Annotated in this window: 15 protein-coding genes and 1 other RNA gene; 15 read left to right on the top strand and 1 reads right to left on the bottom strand. The window is 51.4% G+C overall.

Annotated features, from left to right (window positions below; all coding sequences use genetic code 11):
- Positions 1 to 40 precede the first annotated feature (40 nt).
- The 6 genes from ACO0LF_RS11100 (at position 41) to ACO0LF_RS11075 (ending at position 6,668) form a co-directional block, all read left to right on the top strand.
- Positions 41 to 1,276, top strand: a complete 1,236-nt coding sequence (locus ACO0LF_RS11100) for an RtcB family protein (RefSeq protein WP_423014146.1) — start codon at positions 41 to 43, stop codon at positions 1,274 to 1,276.
- 254 nt (positions 1,277 to 1,530) lie between these two features.
- Positions 1,531 to 2,562, top strand: coding sequence for an RNA 3'-terminal phosphate cyclase (gene rtcA / locus ACO0LF_RS11095; protein ID WP_423014145.1), 1,032 nt, complete (start codon positions 1,531 to 1,533; stop codon positions 2,560 to 2,562).
- A 13-nt stretch (positions 2,563 to 2,575) separates the two neighbouring features.
- A complete protein-coding gene (locus ACO0LF_RS11090; protein ID WP_423014144.1) occupies positions 2,576 to 3,028 on the top strand; it encodes a DIP1984 family protein in 453 nt (150 codons plus the stop codon).
- A 978-nt stretch (positions 3,029 to 4,006) separates the two neighbouring features.
- Positions 4,007 to 5,215 carry an RtcB family protein gene (locus ACO0LF_RS11085; RefSeq protein WP_423014143.1) on the top strand — a complete coding sequence of 403 codons (1,209 nt, stop codon included), beginning with the start codon at positions 4,007 to 4,009 and terminating at the stop codon, positions 5,213 to 5,215.
- Between the two features lie 3 nt (positions 5,216 to 5,218).
- Complete coding sequence (locus ACO0LF_RS11080; protein WP_423001879.1) at positions 5,219 to 5,386, top strand: hypothetical protein; 168 nt, start codon at positions 5,219 to 5,221, stop codon at positions 5,384 to 5,386.
- A 154-nt stretch (positions 5,387 to 5,540) separates the two neighbouring features.
- Positions 5,541 to 6,668, top strand: a complete 1,128-nt coding sequence (locus ACO0LF_RS11075; protein ID WP_423014142.1) for a DUF1624 domain-containing protein — start codon at positions 5,541 to 5,543, stop codon at positions 6,666 to 6,668.
- A gap of 59 nt (positions 6,669 to 6,727) precedes the next feature.
- On the opposite strand, the gene ACO0LF_RS11070 is transcribed toward ACO0LF_RS11075, so the two are convergent.
- Positions 6,728 to 8,425 (bottom strand): thiamine pyrophosphate-binding protein, encoded by a 1,698-nt coding sequence (locus tag ACO0LF_RS11070; RefSeq protein ID WP_423014141.1) that lies wholly within the window; start codon positions 8,423 to 8,425, stop codon positions 6,728 to 6,730.
- A 137-nt stretch (positions 8,426 to 8,562) separates the two neighbouring features.
- Between ACO0LF_RS11070 and rnpB the strand changes: the two genes are divergently transcribed.
- From rnpB to mraY, 9 genes are all read left to right on the top strand, one after another.
- An RNA gene (gene rnpB / locus ACO0LF_RS11065) (RNase P RNA component class A) lies at positions 8,563 to 8,914 on the top strand.
- 191 nt (positions 8,915 to 9,105) lie between these two features.
- On the top strand, positions 9,106 to 12,285 hold the full coding sequence (locus ACO0LF_RS11060) for an EAL domain-containing protein (RefSeq protein ID WP_423014140.1): 3,180 nt from the start codon (positions 9,106 to 9,108) through the stop codon (positions 12,283 to 12,285).
- Between the two features lie 503 nt (positions 12,286 to 12,788).
- A complete protein-coding gene (gene mraZ / locus ACO0LF_RS11055; RefSeq protein WP_110255274.1) occupies positions 12,789 to 13,217 on the top strand; it encodes a division/cell wall cluster transcriptional repressor MraZ in 429 nt (142 codons plus the stop codon).
- A 9-nt stretch (positions 13,218 to 13,226) separates the two neighbouring features.
- Positions 13,227 to 14,186, top strand: a complete 960-nt coding sequence (gene rsmH, locus ACO0LF_RS11050) for a 16S rRNA (cytosine(1402)-N(4))-methyltransferase RsmH (RefSeq protein ID WP_423014139.1) — start codon at positions 13,227 to 13,229, stop codon at positions 14,184 to 14,186.
- Positions 14,183 to 14,458 carry a cell division protein FtsL gene (ftsL, locus tag ACO0LF_RS11045; protein ID WP_423014138.1) on the top strand — a complete coding sequence of 92 codons (276 nt, stop codon included), beginning with the start codon at positions 14,183 to 14,185 and terminating at the stop codon, positions 14,456 to 14,458. The genes rsmH and ftsL overlap by 4 nt, the downstream gene beginning before the upstream one ends.
- Positions 14,455 to 16,218 (top strand): peptidoglycan D,D-transpeptidase FtsI family protein, encoded by a 1,764-nt coding sequence (locus ACO0LF_RS11040; protein ID WP_423014137.1) that lies wholly within the window; start codon positions 14,455 to 14,457, stop codon positions 16,216 to 16,218. The genes ftsL and ACO0LF_RS11040 overlap by 4 nt, the downstream gene beginning before the upstream one ends.
- Positions 16,219 to 16,235: 17 nt before the next feature.
- Positions 16,236 to 17,744, top strand: coding sequence for a UDP-N-acetylmuramoyl-L-alanyl-D-glutamate--2,6-diaminopimelate ligase (locus tag ACO0LF_RS11035; protein WP_423014136.1), 1,509 nt, complete (start codon positions 16,236 to 16,238; stop codon positions 17,742 to 17,744).
- Positions 17,744 to 19,174 (top strand): UDP-N-acetylmuramoyl-tripeptide--D-alanyl-D-alanine ligase, encoded by a 1,431-nt coding sequence (locus ACO0LF_RS11030; RefSeq protein ID WP_423014135.1) that lies wholly within the window; start codon positions 17,744 to 17,746, stop codon positions 19,172 to 19,174. Before ACO0LF_RS11035 ends, ACO0LF_RS11030 begins: the two co-directional genes overlap by 1 nt.
- A gap of 1 nt (position 19,175) precedes the next feature.
- Positions 19,176 to 20,345: a phospho-N-acetylmuramoyl-pentapeptide-transferase gene (gene mraY / locus ACO0LF_RS11025; protein ID WP_423014134.1), complete on the top strand. Its 1,170-nt coding sequence runs from the start codon at positions 19,176 to 19,178 to the stop codon at positions 20,343 to 20,345.
- The last annotated feature ends 26 nt before the right edge of the window (positions 20,346 to 20,371 follow it).

Genomic DNA, 20,371 nt, shown 5'->3' with positions numbered 1-20,371 from the left:
AATATTGTCGCCACCCTGAATTTGAAAAAAAGAGAAAAATATGAAGCACGAAGATTATGATGTAATGCAGTACAAAGATGGCCGTCCTATCAAAATGTGGACCAAAGGTGTTCCTGTAGAGGAAGAAGCCAAGCAACAATTAGCGAATACCTCCCGTCTGCCTTTCATCTACAAACATATCGCTGTGATGCCAGATGTGCATCTGGGTAAAGGTTCTACCATAGGTAGCGTGATACCTACCCTGGGTGCGGTGATCCCGGCGGCGGTTGGTGTGGATATCGGTTGCGGGATGATGGCTGCCAAGACCACTTTGTTCGCTCATGATCTGCCAGATAACTTGGGCCCTTTGCGTACTGCGATAGAGAAAGCCATACCACATGGTATGTCGCCTAAGACCCGTAGCTTCAAAGGCCGTGATAAGGGTTCATGGGAGACACCACCAAGTGCCGTCGATAATGCCTGGGCGCAATTGAAAGATGGTTTCGATGAAATCTGTTTGAAAACCCCGCGTTTGAAAAACACCAATAACTATCGTCATTTGGGGACTTTGGGTACAGGTAACCACTTCGTTGAAGTATGCCTGGATGAAGCCAATGCCGTATGGTTCATGCTGCATTCCGGTTCACGTGGTGTAGGTAATGCGATAGGTAGCCATTTCATAGAACTGGCCAAGCAGGATATGCGTACGCATTTCATTAATCTGCCAGATCAGGACTTGTCTTACCTGCCAGAAGGAACCGAGCATTACAAAGACTATATCGAGGCGGTAGGTTGGGCGCAGAAATTTGCCCGCTTGAACCGTGAAGTGATGATGCAGAACTTGATTGCAGCTGTGCGTACCGTGATCAGTAAACCGTTCGAGACCCATGTCGAGGCGGTAAACTGCCACCATAATTATGTACAGAAAGAGCATCACTTCGGTAAAGATGTATTGGTAACCCGTAAAGGTGCGGTATCTGCGCGCGCCGGTGAATTGGGGATTATCCCTGGTTCCATGGGAGCGAAAAGCTTCATCGTGCGTGGTAAAGGAAATGAAGAAAGCTTCCATAGCTGCAGCCACGGCGCAGGCCGTACTATGAGCCGTACCGCAGCCAAGAAGCTGTACACCGTCGCCGATCAAATCGCCGCAACCGAAGGTGTGGAATGCCGTAAAGATGCCGATGTGATTGATGAAATCCCTATGGCATATAAAGACATCGACGCTGTGATGCTGGCTCAAAGTGCTTTAGTAGATGTGGTGCACGTATTGAAGCAGGTGGTTTGCGTTAAGGGTTGATTTACGTAAGACCATTAACCACAGAGACACAGAGACACAGAGGAAAAGCAAGAGAAACCTCTTTTTCATAAAATTTGAGTTAGTCAATTTCATAGAGATTTTCTCTTGTCTTTCTCTGTGGTGTAGCAGGGAATTCGTGCAGCATGCTGCACGCCTGCGCAACGAAGACTGCTTGCAAGCAGTCTTTCTTTCCTCTGTGCCTCTGTGTTGAGAGGTCTTGAACTTGCTTTTGATTTAAATTGAAAATAAAAATAATGAATAAGAAAATGATAGAGCTGGATGGTTCTTTGGGTGAGGGTGGTGGGCAGATATTGCGTACGTCTTTGAGCCTGTCCATGATTACTGGTCAGCCGTTTCGCATCATCAATATCCGTGCTGGCCGCGCTAAACCTGGTTTGTTGCGTCAGCATCTGGTTGCAGTGCAATCGGCTGCGGCTGTCAGCGGTGCGCAGGTAACTGGTGCAGAGCTGGGTTCGACTACGCTGGAATTTATTCCATCGGGTATCTATGGTGGCACTTACCAGTTCGCCATAGGTAGCGCCGGTAGTTGCACCCTGGTGTTGCAAACACTGATACCGGCTTTGCTATATGCCGACAAACCATCGACCATCAAGATCACTGGCGGCACGCACAATGACATGGCACCGCCTGCACAATTCTTGCAAAAGGCCTATGGCCGGGTATTGCAGCAGATGGGTGCAGATGTCAGCTTTGAATTAAAGCGCTATGGCTTCGTGCCTGCTGGTGGTGGCGAAATCATCGCCCAGGTACAGCCATGCAAGCAGTTGAAGAAAATCGATTTGCTGGAACGTGGTGAAAGACTCAAAGGCTACGCCGAAAGCTTTGTCGCCGGTGTACCTGTCGATGTCGCCAAACGTGAACTTGAATGCGTAGGCGCGGGCATGGGCTGGACTGCAGATCAATTGCTGGTACGCGGCCTCAGCAATGACCAGGGACCGGGCAATGTGCTACTGATTACGCTGGAGCATGAGCAGGTCACCGAAGTGTTTTGTGGTTTTGGTGAAAAGGCTGTCAAGGCAGAAAATGTCGCCAAACGTACTGTGCAGGAATTGCGTGAATACGTCGCATCTGGTGCAGCATTGGGCGAACATCTCGCAGACCAGGCCATGTTGCCATTTGCCCTGGCGGGTGGTGGCAGCTTTACCTCCAGCGTGGTATCGCAACATGCAAAGACCAATGCAGACGTGATTGCCAGATTCTTGCCTGTCAGTACAGAATTCAAGTCACAGGATAAACGCTTTATCTGCACGATGAAGCACAACTGAAAAGGAGAGCAAGATGAAACTTGCAGAAGCCTTGTTATTGCGAGGCGATTTACAGAAAAAATTGGCATCCACGCGTGAGCGCATAGTGCGCAACGGCCTGGTACAGGAAGGCAATACGCCGCAGGAAGATCCTGAATCTCTATTGCTGGAAGCCTATGCCATGACCACAGAACTGGAAAAACTGGTGCTGGCGATTAATGCGGCGAACATGACAAATAAACTGCCAGATGGCCGCAGCCTGACAGCCGCCATCGCTGAGCGCGATAGTTTGATACAACGCCATGCCTTGCTGCAGGCAGCCATAGGATCGACACATAAAGAACCTGATCGCTATAGCGCACGTGAAATTAAATGGGTGTCTGTATTTGACGTGAAAAAATTGCAGAAGCAGTCTGAAGACCTGGCCAGGCATTTGCGTGAACTGAATGCAAAAATCCAGGAAAGCAACTGGCAAGTAGTGTTGTAAATGAGCTTGTAAAGTTTTTGGAACATAGGGCGAGCGTGGAACCCCGGCCCGATGACAGGGGGTGGAAAATATACTGGGATCGCTCACGGAGCGCGATGGGCAGCGCCAACAAATGACAACTCAGCCCATCACATCGCACTGTTGAAATTGCATACTGCAAACTTGACTACCACACGCTGACTATGTTCCAACCCGTTTAAAAAAATCCACTTAGTAATTCTTTTTGTACCAAGTGGGTGTTGCGAAATTAAGATAAGCAAGTATCGCCATCATAGGGAATACGGAAGCAGAGGAACAATGCGACCTATTTTGAGCGAACGTGCAAGGAACATGTGTAGGGTGCGCCATGCGCACCACCTTTTTTAATTAATCACTCGCAGTAGCGTATACGTAGGTCAAGTGATGGTGCGCATGGCGCACCCTACCAAACGCAAGCCGCATCTCATCTTTCTATCATTTTAAGTGGCAACAGCTTCTAGATGATTTTGTGAGTTTCTTCGATAAAAATAATTTTTGTTGACACAGTAATTTATTCTCGTGCAGAATCTAGTCTCTTCGATATGCAGCAATATAAAATATTCGCCGTAATTCGATTTTTCAGATTTTTCATTAACACCCAATTCAAGAAAGGAACGGCCATGCCACGGAATACGGCTAATAACAATCAGAACAATATTTAGCCCCGTGCACGACGCTCGGGGTTAAGGCAAATCGCCAACCCGAGCCGGTCGTTTTTTTGAAAACCCCGGTGAGGAAACTCGTCGGGGTTTTTTACTTTTCAAACCGCTGATTTTTTGTTGGAACGCTAGAAGCTGCATGGCCTTGCGCCATGCAGGCAGGGACGGTGTTCGCCAAAAAAATGCACAGCGCTATTGAAGAAGAAAGCAGCCAGATATTTCTCATGCAAGCAGCAGGATTTGCTGCAACGGCAGAAATGACTCGCTGAAAAAACACCGGCATGACAAGAAGGAAAATTGTATGCCTATAGCTAAGAGTTTGCACAAGGCCAAAGTGCCTGTGCATATATTTACCGATGATGTTGATCACACTGCGATACAGCAGTTGCTCAATATTGCCAGTTTAAACATCGTCCATCCTCACGTGGCCGCCATGCCTGATGTGCATGCGGGTGTGGGTGCCACGGTAGGCAGTGTGATACCTACCCGCGCAGCCATCATCCCGGGTGCTGTGGGTGTGGACATAGGTTGTGGCATGAATGCCGTGCGCACGACTTTGACGGCCAGCCAGTTGCCGGATAATTTGGCGAAGCTGCGCAGTGCTCTGGAAGCCGAGATACCTGTCGGTTTTCGCCAGCATGCCTGGAACCGTATGCGCGGGTCTGCGCTGGTCAGGGTCGGCAAGCCCTTGAATGACAGGCTGGACAAGATCGTTGCCAAGCATAAAAGCATCATGCGCATGCTGCCAAAGTTTTACCAGACCTGGATATGCCAGTTGGGTACCCTTGGTGGTGGTAATCATTTCATTGAAGTATGTATCGATGAAGAACAACGCGTCTGGATCATGCTGCATTCTGGTTCACGTGGTGTGGGCAGTGTCATAGGCAAGCATTTTATCTGGGCCGCTCGGAAAGAAATGTGGCGACATCAGATACATTTGCCGGACAAGGACTTGTCTTATTTCACAGAAGGCTCGGAATTGTTTGATGACTATGTCGAAGCAGTGCAGTGGGCGCAGGATTATGCCTTGGCTAACCGTAGTGAAATGATGCGCAGGGCACTGGCCGTGCTGGAAAAAGAAGTCACCAGCTTCAGGCTGGATGGCGAAGCCATTAATTGCCATCACAATTATGTGTCGCAAGAAACGCATAATAATGAAAACCTCTTCATTACCCGCAAGGGCGCAATTTCTGCCCGCATGGGTGAGATGGGGATTATTCCTGGCAGCATGGGGGCGCGTAGTTATATCGTCAGGGGCAAGGGTAATCCTGAATCATTCTGTTCCTGTTCACATGGGGCAGGGCGCAGGATGAGCCGGGGTGAGGCTAGGGAGACATACGATGCTGATGATCTGGCAGCCCAGACTCAGGGTATAGAATGTCGCAAGGATAAGGGCGTCGTGGATGAAATTCCGGCTGCGTATAAGGATATCGATGCAGTCATGGCGCATCAGCATGATCTGGTTGAAGTTGTACATACCTTGCGCCAGGTTGTTTGCGTGAAAGGATAAGAGATGAAGCTCACAATCAAATTGCCCAAGCCACGCAATCCACTGGCGGTAGTGGCAAAGCAACGCAATGCCGGTGTCCATGGCGCACTCAATCCCAAGCGCACTGAACGCCGACAAGAGAAGCAGCGCTTGCAACAACTTAAAGGCGGGCGGCTGAAGGATGACGAGTAAGTAAGCAGCTGGTTTTAACCAGGGCGCTCATTTGGCAACAAATGGGCGCTTTTTTATTTGCCAGGCTTGAAATGCTTTGCTGCAAGCCGCGGAGGCTGGATAGAATTGCTGCATTAAAATAAAAGCTGCGCCTGGTCGCAGACGGGGATACACCATGATGCGGCAAAACCGGCTACAAGCCATAGATCTCTTGCGCGGTCTGGTCATCGTGCTGATGGCACTGGATCATACCCGCGATTTTTTTGCGGTGACCCCGTTCGATCCTCTGGATTTGCAGCAAGGTTCGCCAGGCTGGTTCTGGACGCGCTGGATTACCCATTTATGCGCGCCCATCTTCGTGACCCTGGCCGGCATGTCAGCTTTCTTGCGGTCGCAGCAGCGTGATAAAAAAGATATGACGCGCTATCTGCTGAGCCGGGGTGCTTTGCTGGTTTTGCTGGAATGCACCTGGGTCAGCTTCAGCTGGCAATTTGGCTTCAATGTGTTCATCCTGCAGGTGATCTGGGCCATAGGCATGGCGATGATGGCGCTGGGTTTGCTGATCTGGTTGCCGCGCTGGGCCATTGCTCTGATTGCTGCGGCATTGATATTGCCGCATAACCTGCTCGATGGCATGCATGCCAAAGGCAGCCACGTTTTGTTCATGGCTTGGCATCAGGGTGGCTTTTATCCCCTGACTGATAAACTGGGCATCGTCTTTGCCTACCCACTCATGCCCTGGATAGGTTTGATGGCGGCTGGTTATGCGCTGGGACCGGTAATGTTGTGGGACGCTGACAAGCGCCAGCGTTTCCTGTTCTCCGCAGCGGCTATCCTGCTTGTGAGTTTTGTGATTTTGCGCAGTGGCAATTATTATGGTGACCCTGATTTTTGGGCTGCGCAGGGCAAGGGCTGGTTCTATGATTTCATGTCTTTCATGAAGGTACATAAATACCCACCTTCTCTGCTGTACCTGTGCATCACTCTCAGTATAGGCCTGGGCACGCTGGCCTTGATGGATAAGTATGTGCAAAAACCTTTACCGCTGCTGATGCTGTTTGGCAAGACACCCATGTTCTTTTATCTGGTGCACATTGCGCTGATCCATGCGCTGGGCTGGATTTATATGCAACTACGTTATGGGCAGATCGTTGATTTCCGCAAGCCTGAGGCGACGCCGGCGTATGAAGCTTCGCTCCTGGTTTGTTATCTGGCCTGGTTGTTTGCCTTGGCTGTGATGTGGGGATTGACGAAGTTATGGCTGGCGCGTAGGGCTGCAGGCCGCTTGCAGGTGACCGCTTAGCTTCGCCTGATTTCGCCGCTATCCCCACAGGGAATAGCGGCGTTTTCTTAACTGATTGCTTACTTACCCGAATCCTGCGCTGCCTTGCGCAGGGTTTCCAGTGTTGCGCCTGGCGTGATCAGATTGCCGTCATAACGCAGTTCTATCAATGCTGGCAGATTGTGCTGGCGGCTATGCTCCAGCGCACGTTCCAGGGCGGGGGCAAATTCTGCTGTGGTGTTGACGACTTCTCCACTGCCACCAAAGGCGCGGGCCAGGGCGGCAAAGTCAGGATTGTGCAATTCTGTGCCAGAGACCCGTGCCGGGAATTCTTTTTCCTGGTGCATGCGTATGGTGCCATACATGCCGTTATTGAAGACGATGATGACCACGCCAGCCTTGTATTGCACGGCAGTTGCCAGTTCCTGGCCATTCATCAGGTATTCGCCATCGCCAGCAAAGGTGATGACGGTACGTTGCGGGTCTATGATCTTGGCGGCAACGCCAGAGGGTACGCTATAGCCCATGGCACCAGAAGTTGGGGCCAGTTGCGTGCGCATGCCACCGTAAGGGAAGTAGCGGTGCGCCCAGGTGGCGTAATTGCCTGCACCATTGGTGATGATGGTGTCTTTTGGGGCCAGACGTTTAATGTCCTGCACCACTTGCCACAAATTCAATGGAGCGTTTTCCTTGGCGAAAATCGCAGGCTCGGTTTGCCATGCCAGCAAATCAGCGCGTGCTTCGCTGACGCTTGTCTTCCACTTGGTGGCAGCATCCAGGCCTGCCATTTCTGCCAGGGCTTCAGCAATTTCTTTCATGCCGCTGTTGATCATCAGGTCAGCCTGGTAGACACGGCCCAGTTCCAGCGCGTCGCTGTGGATATGTACCAGCTTTTGTTTAGGCACTGGGGCTTCCAGCACGCTATAGCCGCTCGTTGTCATTTCACCCAGGCGCGGGCCTATGGCGATGATGAGGTCGGCATCTTTCAGTCTTTGTGCCAGCTTGGGGTTGATGCCTATGCCTACATCGCCTATATAATTGGGATGGGCATTGTCCATCAAATCCTGGAAGCGGAAGGCGCAAGCCACGGGCAGGTGGTTGCTGGTGGCAAATTCACTGATGTGCTGGCAGGCTGCCTGGTCCCAGCCGCTGCCACCGAGTAAAAGCACAGGGCGCTGTGACACGGTCAGCATATTGCGCAGTTGCGCCAGTTGCTGTGGCGAGGCAGATGCCTGCACTGGCGTGTAATGACGGGTATCGGCTACTTCAGCCACCTGGGCCAGCATGTCTTCTGGCAATGCCAGCACGACAGGGCCGGGGCGGCCACTGGTGGCGACCTGGAAGGCGCGGGCGATATATTCAGGCACGCGGTCAGCGCGGTCTATCTGGGCTACCCATTTCGCCATCTGGCCAAACATGCGGCGGTAATCTATTTCCTGGAAAGCTTCACGCTCGACAAAATCATTGCCGACCTGGCCTATGAACAAAATCATTGGTGTTGAATCTTGGTAAGCCGTATGCACACCGATAGAGGCGTTGGTCGCACCCGGCCCGCGGGTGACAAAACAAATGCCGGGCTTGCCTGTCATCTTGCCATAGGCGTCAGCCATGAAGGCAGCGCCGCCTTCCTGGCGGTTGATGATGAAGCGTATCGGGCTGTCATGCAGGGCATCCAGCACTGGCAAATAACTCTCGCCAGGTACACCAAAGATGGTATCGACACCGTGGACTTGCAGGGCATCCACAATCAACTGGCCGCCAGAACGTGATTTCAGCATGATAGACAATGTAAAAAAAGTAAAAGCAGTACGCTACCAGAAAGCCTGCTTAATTTGCATCGTATTTGAGGCTTGTGCACGGAATTATCATTGAATAGGTTAGATTAACTAACCCTGAATGAGGTAGAATAGCGCCCGAAGCAGGCCAGACAATCGCTGGTTGCCTTGAGTAATCAAGGTGACGGGAGGAAGGTCCGGACTCCATAGAGCAGGGTGACGGCTAACGGCCGTACGTTGAAAGCCAGGGCGCAAGCTTTGGTATAAGACGAGGAATAGGGCCACAGAGACGAGCGTATTAAGTTACGGTGAAACGCGGTAACCTCCACCCGGAGCAATTTCAAATAGGCACGCGTTGATGTTGCTCGCGGAGCGTGCGGGTAGAAAGCTTGAGCGGCGGAGCAATCCGTCGCCTAGAGGAATGATTGTCATAGCAGACGGCAGCAATGTCTTATGCCGTAACAAAATCCGGCCTATCGGCCTGCTTCAATTTATTATTTATCTGGTATTTTCCCTTGGGAAAGTCCCTCATCATTCCCCAACAAGCCGCAGTCTGCCCCAGATTGTCGCCATCAAGCATCATTCCTTGCAAGCAAGCCCTTGTTCTGAAAATACCAGTGGTACACTGGCGCAATAAATCTCATAAGTTCTCATCGACGCTGTATCTACAATATTGCAAACGCATGGAGACTGGCGGTCTGAAAAAAGAGCGGGACGTGCCTCTGATGGCACTCGCATTTTGCATCTGCCTGATTGCTGCCGCGATCATAGGGCAGAGCTGGTGGTCTATAGCCCAAGATAAGACGCTGACCATCAATGCCGCACAAGAGCATAACTTCCTGGCGGTGCGCATACTCGAAGAACATGTCAGCGAAGTCATGCGTGGCACTTTGCAATTGATGAATGTGACTGGCGAAGAAGTGCTTTCCGGCAGCAAACTGACCCCCGCTGAAGAAAAACAATTGCAACAAATCCTCGCCATGCAAAGGCAGGATTCTGAATTTGTGTATGCACTGAGCTTGTTCAATCTTAAAGGGGAGCAACTCGCCAGCAGCCAGTCCAGGGTGCTGGCATCTGAACAAAAACAGGATCAGCAACACCTGAAATTCCTGCTTGATAGGCCTGAAGACAGCAAAGTTGCGCTGGGCCAGGCTTATCAATTGAGTCAGACCGGGCAGTGGATACTCCCCATTACCAGGAATTTCTTTGATAAAGATGGCAAGCGGGCTGGCCTGATACAGGCAGATATACAGCTGCGCTATCTATATGATTTCTATGAGCGTATTGCGCTCGGCAGCGGTGCCAGTATCGCCTTGTACGATGAGACCGGCAAAAAATTGGCTGGTGCTCAGGCAGGCCCTGCCCAGAAAGAGCGTGAATATGCCCGTGCGGTTGTCGATAGCATCATGCGCAATAAGTGGGAAGAAGGTGCCTTGCGTGATGAAGATGCCGACGGCCGGGGCTGGTTGATCAGTTATCGCCGCATCAGTGATTTTCCGCTCACTCTGGTGTATGCCAGGGAAACATCGGTGATATTGTCAGACTGGAATGCCAGGGTTGCCCAAAAAATCATGGTAACGGCAGTGACGGCAGGCTTTATCTTCATCCTGGCATTATTGCTGCTCTGGCAAATTCGCCATTTGCGCGATTCAAAAAATAGGCTGGAAGCCAGTGAAAGCCGTTACCGGCTTTTATATCAGGGCGCGCAAGATGCCATCCTGCTCATTAGTCGTGACTATATCTATGTCGATTGCAACCCGGCAGCTATCGCATTTTTTGGTGTAAAGACGCAGGAAGAAGTCATAGGTCGCAAGGTCGGCAGCTTTTCTCCCAGTATCCAGACGGTGGCAGGTTATACCACCCAGGACAAGGACGTTCTGGTCGCCACGCTGATAGATCAGGCTTTCAAGGGCAAGGCGCAGCGTTTTGAGTGGGTCACCATGCGTAATGACCAGATACAGCATAGTGAAATCTCCCTGAGCCGGGTTGAGGTCGATGGTGAAATGCTCTTGTTTTGCGTAGAAAGAGACATCAATGCCCGTAAATACAGTGAACTGCTGATTGCCGGACAAAATCGCCTGTTGAAGCTGATAGGTGGTGATGATGAATTATCTACAATACTGGAAGCCGTCAGCAAATTTGTAGAAAACCTTTGCCCTCACTGGCGCTGTGGCCTGCAGCTACTGGCGGACGACAAGCGCAGCTTCGCCCAGGCGACCGGCGGCCATTTTCCTGAGGTCTTGCTGGCACAGATACCGGGTATGGCGGTGACGCATGGTAGTGGTATCTGGTCTGAGGCCGTACTTACCATGCAGCAAGTCTGGCTCAATGAATTCTTGCGGGCTCCTACCATGCAATTCGTGAATGGGGTAGAGACACTGACGGAATTTTCTTCTTGTGCTGCCTGGCCCATTGTCGGCAAGAATGGTCAATTACTGGGCAGTTTCAGCCTGTTCTCTTACAGCCGTGAGCCACTCAGTGAAAAAGACCTGGGCTTGATCCGCATCACTGTGGATATTGCCGGTATTGCTATCGAGGGCCGTCGTTCTGAAAAGAAAATCATGCGACTTGCCCATTACGATGAGCTGACGGGTTTGCCTAACCGCTTTTTGTATAATCAGCATCTGGCCCGCTCACTCGCCATTGCCGAGCGCAATCGCAGCCAGCTGGCGGTGCTTTTTCTTGATCTCGATCGCTTCAAGAATATTAATGATACTTTTGGTCATGATGAAGGTGATCATGTCTTGCGCACGGTGGCGGGCAGTTTCCGTCATTGCCTGCGAGAGTCTGACATTATCGCCAGGATAGGCGGGGATGAATTCATACTTTTGATCGATCAATTCAGTGAAACACGCGATCTGGGTGACGTGGCAGACAAGCTCTTGCATGCTGCTGCCCAACCTTTTGAAATAGATGGCCAGGAATGCCAGCTCAGCGCCAGCATAGGCATTGCCACTTTCCCCACAGATGGCCGCGATGCCCAGACGCTGTTAAAAAATGCTGACATTGCCATGTACAAGGCAAAAAACAAGGGCAAGGATAATTACCAGTTCTACGCTTCGGAAATGAATACCCATACCGTGGAAAGACTGGCCTTTGAAGCCAGGCTGCGCCGCGCGCTGGAAAGGCGTGAATTTGTCGTCCACTATCAGCCCAAGCTGGATGTGGTGACTGAACGCATTGTCGGTGCCGAGGCCCTGGTGCGCTGGAACCATCCTGAGCGTGGCTTGCTCTCCCCGGTAGAGTTCATCAGCCTGGCCGAAGAAGCCGGGCTGATCGCCCGGCTGGGCATGCTGGTGCTCGATATTGCCTGTCGTGACATCCTGAGTTTTCGCAATGTCGATAAGAGCTTTGGGCGGGTGGCCATCAACTTGTCTGGTGCTCAGTTCAATGATGCGCATATGCTGGAAGAAGTCAAAAGCGTGGTCGATTTCTGGCGCGTGCCTGCCAATTCCATAGAGTTCGAAATCACCGAGAGCATGGTCATGCACAATCGTGAGCAAGCCATTTTGCTCATGGATGGCTTGAAAGAGGCTGGCTTTACCCTGTCCATTGATGATTTTGGCACTGGTTACTCTTCCCTGGCCTACCTGAAGCGCTTCCCGGTCGACAGCGTCAAGGTGGATCGCTCTTTCATCAAGGACATACCGGAAGACCCAAATGACACCGCCATCGTACTGGCGATAGTTGCCATGGCGCACACCCTGGGAATCAAGGTGATTGCAGAGGGCGTTGATTCGGCCATACAGCTGGAAACCCTGCGCGACTGCAAGTGTGATGAATTCCAGGGGTTTTACTTCAGCAAGGCGGTCGCTGATAAAGAATTTTTGCAATTATTGCAGCGACAAAACCGGGCTTCTTGACATCTTCATATCCAAAAGTGCTGCGGCGCAAAAAATGTGCTGAAAAACTGTCCGTCCAGCCTGAATTTCAGCGATAATCTGCCCCCTTGTTCATCCCCCTCGGCAAATCAAAGTGGTCTAATTGTTACTTCGGCGGCTAAAAAGCGGCGAACTCCTCTTTCCTGCAGGCATTTCTCCTAAGTTTCCCATCCCAAAACGCAACATCATGGATAAACACATGGTTATATGTAAGGCGCTACTTTCACTGTATGGCGTAAGTGCCTAATTTATCAGGATAAATTAGCTGAGGTTGCCTTGTGGCTACCTCAACATATTGCGCTAAGTCATTGACTTCATTAGAAATTTTCCAAATTTACTGAGCAAATACGCTTGACCACACTCAAGTCATCCTCTAAAGTGGGCAATAGTGTGAAAAAGTGTAATTTTGTGGAACAAAATACCTATTTTCGCTTACATTCCATGCTTGGCCAGACATACAGATTTTCAGGAAGAAGGTAGATAGCGTGTTTCAGGGGGCGTCCTCACTCAATCTCGATGCAAAAGGCAGGATGTCCATCCCTGCCCGGCACCGTGACGCGCTCAATGTACAGTGCGAAGGCCGGATTACCCTGACCCGTCACCCCGACGGTTGTCTCTTGCTTTTTCCACGTCCTACCTGGGAATCCCATCGTGAACAAATCGCCGCCTGGCCTATACAGGCGCGTGACTGGAAACGTATTTTTCTTGGTAATGCCTTTGATGTCGACATGGACAGCGCAGGCCGCATCCTGGTCGCGCCTGAATTGCGCAGCGCAGTAGGCATGCAGCGCGATGTCATGCTGCTGGGCATGGGCAGCCATTTTGAGATTTGGGATGCTGCCAAGCTGGCAGAAAACGAAGCGAAGGCCATTGCTGGCGGCGCTCCTGATGTATTAAACAATTTTTCTTTCTGATCGCGGGCAATGAGTATTCAGCAAGCGGCAGATTTTACGCACCAGACTGTGCTGTTGCATGAGGCTGTAGACGCCCTCGGCATCACAGATCAGCGTGCCAGCGGGATTTATGTAGACGGCACTTTTGGCCGTGGTGGGCATAGTCGCCTGATTTTGTCGCAACTGGGCAGCAATGGTCGCCTGATTGCCTTTGACAAAGATACCCAGGCGATTGCCAGCGCAGCAGAAATTCTGGACCCGCGTTTCCATATCGTACATGACAGTTTTGCAGCCATAGCTGATGCCTTGCCTGAACTTGGCGTCAGCAAGGTTGATGGCATCCTGATGGACTTGGGCATCTCATCGCCGCAAGTGGATGATGCCAGCCGTGGCTTCAGTTTCAGGTCAGATGGTCCGCTGGATATGCGTATGGATACCACGCGTGGCATTTCCGCAGCCGAATGGCTGGAGTCTGCCGAAGAGCAACAAATTACGGAGGTTATAAAAAATTATGGGGAAGAACGGTTTGCTTTTCAGATTGCAAAGGCGATTGTTGCTCGCAGGAAGACAGACGCCATTCGTGGAACACGACAGCTCGCAGAAATCGTCGCACACGCCGTCAAAACTCGCGAGAAGGGTAAAGACCCGGCAACTCGCACCTTTCAGGCTATACGGATTTTCATCAATAAGGAGCTTGAAGATCTCGAAATAGGTCTGGCTGCTGCCTACGATGCCCTGGCACCGTATGGTCGCATGTCAGTGATCAGTTTTCATTCGCTGGAAGACCGTATCGTCAAGCAGTTTTTTGCTTCCAAGGTCAAGGTGGAGCAACCTGATCGTCGTTTGCCCATACGTCATATCGATTTGCCAAAACCGCAAATGCGCTTGCTGAACCGCATCAAGCCTTCCGATGCCGAAGTCAGTGCCAATCCGCGTTCGCGGTCAGCAATTTTGCGGGTGGCAGAGCGTTTGCCTGAGGAGGGTGCATGAGTACCCGTCTCAATATTTTCCTGGCAACGGCGCTGATCGCCTGTGCCTTGTCATTGATTAATTCTCAGTACCAGGCCCGTCGCCTGTTTATCGAGCTGGAGCGTGAGCAAAGTTTAAGCAAGCAATATGAGCTGCAATGGACACAACTGAAACTCGATCAATCCACTTTTGGCAAGCATGCGCGCATAGAAGCAAGTGCCGCACGTGACTTGAACATGGTGGTCGTCACACCTGATCGTACCCAGTACCTGAAAGCGGTGGAGACAAAATGAGCAGATCAGCCAGTACATCCCGTACCGCCGCTGCACGCGGCGTCGCCTTTTCTTCCAGCCCCGTGCTGGATGTGAAGCTGCCTGCCTGGCGTTCACGTTTTGTGCTGTTTTTGTTATTTGCCGCCTTTATTGCCCTGATTGCCAAAGCACTTTACTTGCAGGGGTTTAGTACGGGGTTCCTGATAAAGCAAGGCGAGAACCGCTATGCCCGCACTCTAGAATTGCCAGCGACACGCGGCAAGATCACTGACCGTAATGGTCAGGTGCTGGCTTCCTCCGTACCAGTAAAAGCCATCTGGGCTATTCCTGATGACGTGCTGGAAGCGTCAAAAGAAAAAATACAGCAACTGGCAAAATTGCTGGATATGACGGATGCAGAATTGCGCAAGAAGCTCGATTCTGACCGTCAGTTTGTGTATTTGAAGCGCCAGGTTGAGCCTGAAGTATCTGACAAGATACTGGCGCTTAACATCGCTGGTATAGAAACCCGTAAAGAATATAAGCGCTTTTATCCAGAAGGCGAAGTCATGGCCCATGTGGTCGGCTTCACCAATGTAGAAGACATAGGACAAGAAGGCATAGAGCTGGCATCGGAAAAAAACCTGGCGGGTAAGACCGGGAGTCGCCGTGTCATCAAAGACCGGCTGGGCCATATCGTTGAAGATATACAAGCCGTGCGCGAACCGCATGATGGCAAGGATCTGACGCTGTCGATAGATAGCAAGATTCAATACATCGCTTTTACGCACCTGAAAGAAGCACTGGAAAAACACAAGGCCAAGGCCGGTGGCGCGGTAGTGCTGGATGTGCAAACCGGTGAAGTGCTGGCGCTGGTGAATTTGCCTACTTACAACCCAAATGACAGGTCCGTGCTGACCGGTGCGCAATTGCGTAACCGTGTCATGACCGATACTTTTGAGCCAGGCTCCACCATGAAACCAGTGACCGTTGCCCTGGCACTGGAAACTGGCCGCGTCACGCCGGATACTGTCTTCCAGACTGCCCCTGGCGTCATGGCCATAGGCCCGGCCTTGATCCATGATGCGCATAAACAAGGTTCTCTGACGGTCGCGCAAGTCATACAAAAATCATCGAACATAGGTACGGTGAAAATGGCCTTGCAGATGCGTCCGCAAGAGATGTGGGAAATGTTTACTACCCTGGGTTTTGGTCAGCAACCTAAATTTGGTTTCCCTGGCGCGGTGGCCGGGCGTCTACGTAATTACAAGAACTGGCGTCCTATCGAACAGGCCACCATGAGCTATGGCCATGGTATCTCGGTATCGCTGATACAGATGGCTCGCGCCTATATGATTTTTGCCCGGAACGGCGACATGATACCGCTGACTTTCCAAAAATCAGCGGAAATGCCACAAGGTTCACGTGTGATTTCTGAAAAGACTTCGAAACAAGTGCGCATGATGCTGGAAACCGTGACAGAACCAGGTGGCACTGCGCCTCAGGCGCGTATCGCTGGTTACCGTGTCGCCGGCAAAACCGGTACTGCCCACAAGCTTGAGGGCGGTCGTTACGTGAACAAATACTTGCTGGACTTTGTTGGTTTCGCCCCTGCTTCAAATCCGCGTGTGATAGTCGCGGTGATGGTGGATGAACCAACGGTCGGGGGGCACTTTGCAGGTCCCGTAGCAGCACCAGTGTTTGCAGCAATTATGGCGAATGTCCTGCGCTCACTCAATGTGCAGCCGGACTCATCCGTCACCAGCATTATTCCTGACGAAGGTGTACAGGAAAGCATGTAATGACACAGAAAAATACAATGATAATAGCAATACTGGACTGGCTGAAGCAGCATGCGCCGAATGCGCAATTGCGTTCAGATTCCCGCTCCATACAAACAGGCGATGTCTTCTTTGCCTTGCGCACCCATATTACTGATGGTCGTACCCACATCGCCCATGCAATTGCCAATGGTGCAGTTGCGGTCGTGTATGAAGCTGATAATTTTGTCTGGGATGACGCACTCAATATCCTGCATCTGCCGGTCGATAATCTGCAAGACATAGTTGGTCATGTTGCCCATGCGTGGTATGGCGAGCCAGATAAAGGCTGGTTCAATGTGGCCGTTACTGGCACCAATGGCAAGACTTCCTGCTCGCAATGGATAGCCAGGGCCTTGTCACTGAGCGGTACACCTGCTGCCGTCATCGGCACGCTGGGCATAGGTCAATATCGCAATGGCATACTCGGACAACTGGCAGAGACTGGTTACACCACGCCTGACGCCATAGGCTTGCAGCAAAAGCTGGCAGACTTGCAGCGCGATGGCGCACAGGCGCTGGCGATAGAAGCTTCTTCCATAGGCCTGCATCAGGGGCGCTTGAACGGCCTGCATTTTGATGTGGCAGTGCTGACCAATCTGACGCGTGATCATCTTGATTATCATGGCGACATGCAGAGCTATGCCGCCGCAAAAACGAAGCTGTTTGACTGGCAGGGTCTGGGAACGGCTGTTATCAATCTGGATGATGCCTATGGCCTGGACTTGATTAAGCATTTGCAAGCCAGTCAGCCAGCTACAAAATTACTGGGCTATAGCCTGGAAAAAGAACTGGTGGCAGGCATAGATGCACTGATTGCCAGCAATCTGAAAACCAGCTATGCAGGCACCAGCTTCCACCTTGAGTCTCCATTTGGCGCGGCACAGGTCAAGACCCAGCTCATAGGCAAATTCAATGTCAGCAATATCCTGGCGGTACTCGCCGTGTTGCTGAGCAAGGGCATCGCCCTGAATAAAGCAGTGGGCATCTTAGAAAAACTGACACCGGTCCCTGGTCGCATGCAATTACTGGGCACTGCCGGTCATGTCATGGTCGTCATTGATTATGCGCACACGCCAGATGCACTGGAAAAAACCTTGGAAGCCTTGCAACAAGTTGCACAGGAAAGAGCCGGGGCTTTGTGGTGCGTATTCGGTTGCGGCGGTGACCGCGATCCGGGCAAACGTCCGCAAATGGGCAAGATAGCCGAGCTGGCGCAACATGTGGTCGTCACAAGTGATAATCCGCGCAGTGAAAATCCTTCGCAAATCATAGAAGACATCCTCAAAGGCATGACGACAGCGCCGCAAGTCATCGAAGACCGCGCCAATGCCATCCTGTATGCGATCAAGCATGCTGATCATCATGATGTGGTTTTGCTGGCGGGTAAAGGTCACGAAACTTATCAGGATATCCATGGCAAAAAATGGCCATTTTCTGATGAAGAACATGCCGCACTCTCGCTCGCTACCGTGGCAACCAGCGGTAATATGAAGAGGAGTAGCTGATGGAATTTACTCTTCAGGAATTGCAGGCCGCCTTGCCTGCGGCGAAGCTGACTGGCGATGCTGGTGTCATCACACGCATCACTGGCCTGACTACTGATAGCCGCAAAGTTGGCGCTGGCGATTTGTTCGTCGCCTTGCGCGGTGAAAATTTTGATGCCCATGATTTTCTGCCGCAAGTAGCAGTTGCCGGTGCAGCAGCGGTCATCGCTGAACGCCTGCCAACAGAGTTCAGCCTGCCAGCCTTGCAGGTAGCAGACAGCAAACTGGCACTGGCACAGGTTGGCCGTTTCTGGCGTCAACAATTTGATCTGCCTGTAATTGGTGTCACCGGCAGCAATGGCAAGACCACCGTCAAGGAAATGATTTCTTCGATATTGGCAGCAGCCTTTGGTGCAGATGGCCGACTGGCGACAGCAGGCAATTTGAATAATGAAATTGGCGTACCCCTGACCATCATGCAATTGCATGCAGGGCATAAGGCCGCTGTCATAGAAATGGGCATGAACCATCCTGGCGAAATCGCCTTGCTGGCATCTGCCGCCATGCCTACCGTGGCATTGGTCAACAATGCCCAGCGCGAACACCAGGAATTCATGCAAAGCGTGGAAGCCGTGGCGCGCGAAAATGGTGTGGCGATACAGTGCCTGCCAGATAATGGCGTGGCTGTATTTCCTGCCAATGATACTTACACGAGCTTATGGCAATCCTTTGCGTCTGAACGCGGCCAGCGTAAAACTCTGACTTTTGGCCTGACTTTTGGTCTAACTACGGATGCCGATGTGCATGCGACTTACCTGCCCAGCGTGTTTGGCAGTGACCTGCAAATCAACCTGGCTGGCCAGGTCTTATCAGTACGCCTGAATGCCGCAGGCCAGCACAATGTCTTGAATGCGCTTGCCGCTGCAGCCTGCTGCCATGCGACCGGCGTCAGCAAAGAGGCCATCGTAGCTGGTCTGGAAAATTTTGCGCCCGTCAATGGTCGTCTGCAACGCAAGCAAGCACATAGTGGCGCGACGGTGATTGATGATAGCTATAACGCCAACCCTGATTCAGTACGTGCTGCGATAGATGTGCTGGCACAAATCGGTGGTGATACTGCGCTGGTACTCGGCGATATGGGTGAGGTTGGTGAAAACGGTGCGCAATTCCATCATGAAATTGGTGAGTATGCGCAGCAGCGTGGCATCAAAAAACTGTTCTTGCTGGGTGGACTTGTGGCCCATGCAGCACAGGGCTATGGCGCGGGCGCGCAGCATTTCGCCAGCGTGGAAAACCTGTGCCAGAACCTCGACGCGCAAACCGCGGCTGACACGATAGTACTGGTCAAAGGCTCACGCTTCATGAAAATGGAAAGAGTCGTTGCCCACCTGCTGGCAACGGACGATACAAATATAAATGCATCACAACAAAAAATAATAGGGAATCATTAGTATGTTGCTCTGGTTGGCTGAATTGTTAAAGCAGGATATAGGCTGGCTGCGCGTCTTTGGGTTTATTACCTTCCGCGCAGTGTTTGCCACGATGACGGCCATCTCCATCGGTATTTTTGCTGGCCCAGCGGTGATCCGCATGTTGACACGCCTGAAAGTTGGACAGGCTGTGCGCAGCTATGGTATGGAAACACATCTGGTTAAATCCGGCACACCGACCATGGGTGGCGTGCTGGTCTTGATATCTATAGGCATTTCCACTTTGTTGTGGGGTGATCTGAGTAATCGTTTCATCTGGGTCGTGATGATAGTCACCCTGGGCTTTGGTGCAGTGGGCTGGGTCGATGATTATCGCAAGGTGGTTTATAAAGATCCTGAAGGCATGCGTTCCAGGGAGAAATATTTCTGGCAATCCCTGATCGGTCTGATCGCTGCTTTTTACCTGGCATTTTCAGTCTCTGCGCCCAGCAATTCAAAAGTGCTGGAATTATTTATTGCCTGGGTACAGTCTGGTTTCAATCTGGATTTGCCACCCAAGGCAGATTTAATCGTGCCTTTCTTTAAAACCGTCAGCTATCCCCTCGGTGTCTGGGGTTTTATTGCGTTAACCTACTGCGTCATCGTTGGTACCAGCAATGCGGTGAATTTTACTGATGGTCTGGATGGCCTGGCCATCATGCCTACCATCATGGTCGGTTCTGCTCTTGGCCTGTTCGCTTACCTGACGGGTAACGTCGGTTATGCCAAATATCTGTTGATACCGCATATACCTGGCGCTGGTGAGTTGTTGATTTTCTGTGGTGCGATGGCGGGTGCTGGCCTGGCTTTTCTCTGGTTCAATGCTCATCCTGCGCAAGTCTTTATGGGCGACGTCGGTGCGCTGGCACTGGGTGGTGCGCTGGGTACGGTGGCTGTCATCGTCAGGCAAGAGATTGTGCTGTTCATCATGGGTGGGATTTTTGTGGCAGAGACTGTGTCTGTCATGCTGCAAGTCAGTTACTTCAAGTACACCAAGAGAAAATATGGCGAAGGTCGTCGCCTGTTATTGATGGCACCTTTGCATCATCACTTCGAGAAAAAAGGCTGGAAAGAAACCCAGGTTGTCGTGCGTTTCTGGATCATTACCATGTTGCTGGTGCTGATAGGTTTGTCTTCACTGAAGTTGCGTTAAATAAGTTACGTTAAAAAGATAGATAT

Source organism: Undibacterium sp. Di27W (assembly GCF_049340345.1).
GTDB lineage: Bacteria > Pseudomonadota > Gammaproteobacteria > Burkholderiales > Burkholderiaceae_D > Undibacterium.
The sequence above is the reverse complement of the archived record's forward strand: the minus strand, read 5'-3'. Positions and strand labels throughout refer to the sequence as shown.

What these genes read in the sequence shown, in the direction of transcription:
- ACO0LF_RS11100 (WP_423014146.1), top strand. Translation starts at nt 41, where the DNA reads ATGAAGCACGAAGATTATGATGTAATGCAGTACAAAGATGGCCGTCCT.
- rtcA (WP_423014145.1), top strand. Translation starts at nt 1,531, where the DNA reads ATGAATAAGAAAATGATAGAGCTGGATGGTTCTTTGGGTGAGGGTGGT.
- ACO0LF_RS11090 (WP_423014144.1), top strand. Translation starts at nt 2,576, where the DNA reads ATGAAACTTGCAGAAGCCTTGTTATTGCGAGGCGATTTACAGAAAAAA.
- ACO0LF_RS11085 (WP_423014143.1), top strand. Translation starts at nt 4,007, where the DNA reads ATGCCTATAGCTAAGAGTTTGCACAAGGCCAAAGTGCCTGTGCATATA.
- ACO0LF_RS11080 (WP_423001879.1), top strand. Translation starts at nt 5,219, where the DNA reads ATGAAGCTCACAATCAAATTGCCCAAGCCACGCAATCCACTGGCGGTA.
- ACO0LF_RS11075 (WP_423014142.1), top strand. Translation starts at nt 5,541, where the DNA reads ATGATGCGGCAAAACCGGCTACAAGCCATAGATCTCTTGCGCGGTCTG.
- ACO0LF_RS11070 (WP_423014141.1), bottom strand. Translation starts at nt 8,425, where the DNA reads ATGCTGAAATCACGTTCTGGCGGCCAGTTGATTGTGGATGCCCTGCAA.
- ACO0LF_RS11060 (WP_423014140.1), top strand. Translation starts at nt 9,106, where the DNA reads ATGGAGACTGGCGGTCTGAAAAAAGAGCGGGACGTGCCTCTGATGGCA.
- rsmH (WP_423014139.1), top strand. Translation starts at nt 13,227, where the DNA reads ATGAGTATTCAGCAAGCGGCAGATTTTACGCACCAGACTGTGCTGTTG.
- ftsL (WP_423014138.1), top strand. Translation starts at nt 14,183, where the DNA reads ATGAGTACCCGTCTCAATATTTTCCTGGCAACGGCGCTGATCGCCTGT.
- ACO0LF_RS11040 (WP_423014137.1), top strand. Translation starts at nt 14,455, where the DNA reads ATGAGCAGATCAGCCAGTACATCCCGTACCGCCGCTGCACGCGGCGTC.
- ACO0LF_RS11035 (WP_423014136.1), top strand. Translation starts at nt 16,236, where the DNA reads ATGATAATAGCAATACTGGACTGGCTGAAGCAGCATGCGCCGAATGCG.
- ACO0LF_RS11030 (WP_423014135.1), top strand. Translation starts at nt 17,744, where the DNA reads ATGGAATTTACTCTTCAGGAATTGCAGGCCGCCTTGCCTGCGGCGAAG.
- mraY (WP_423014134.1), top strand. Translation starts at nt 19,176, where the DNA reads ATGTTGCTCTGGTTGGCTGAATTGTTAAAGCAGGATATAGGCTGGCTG.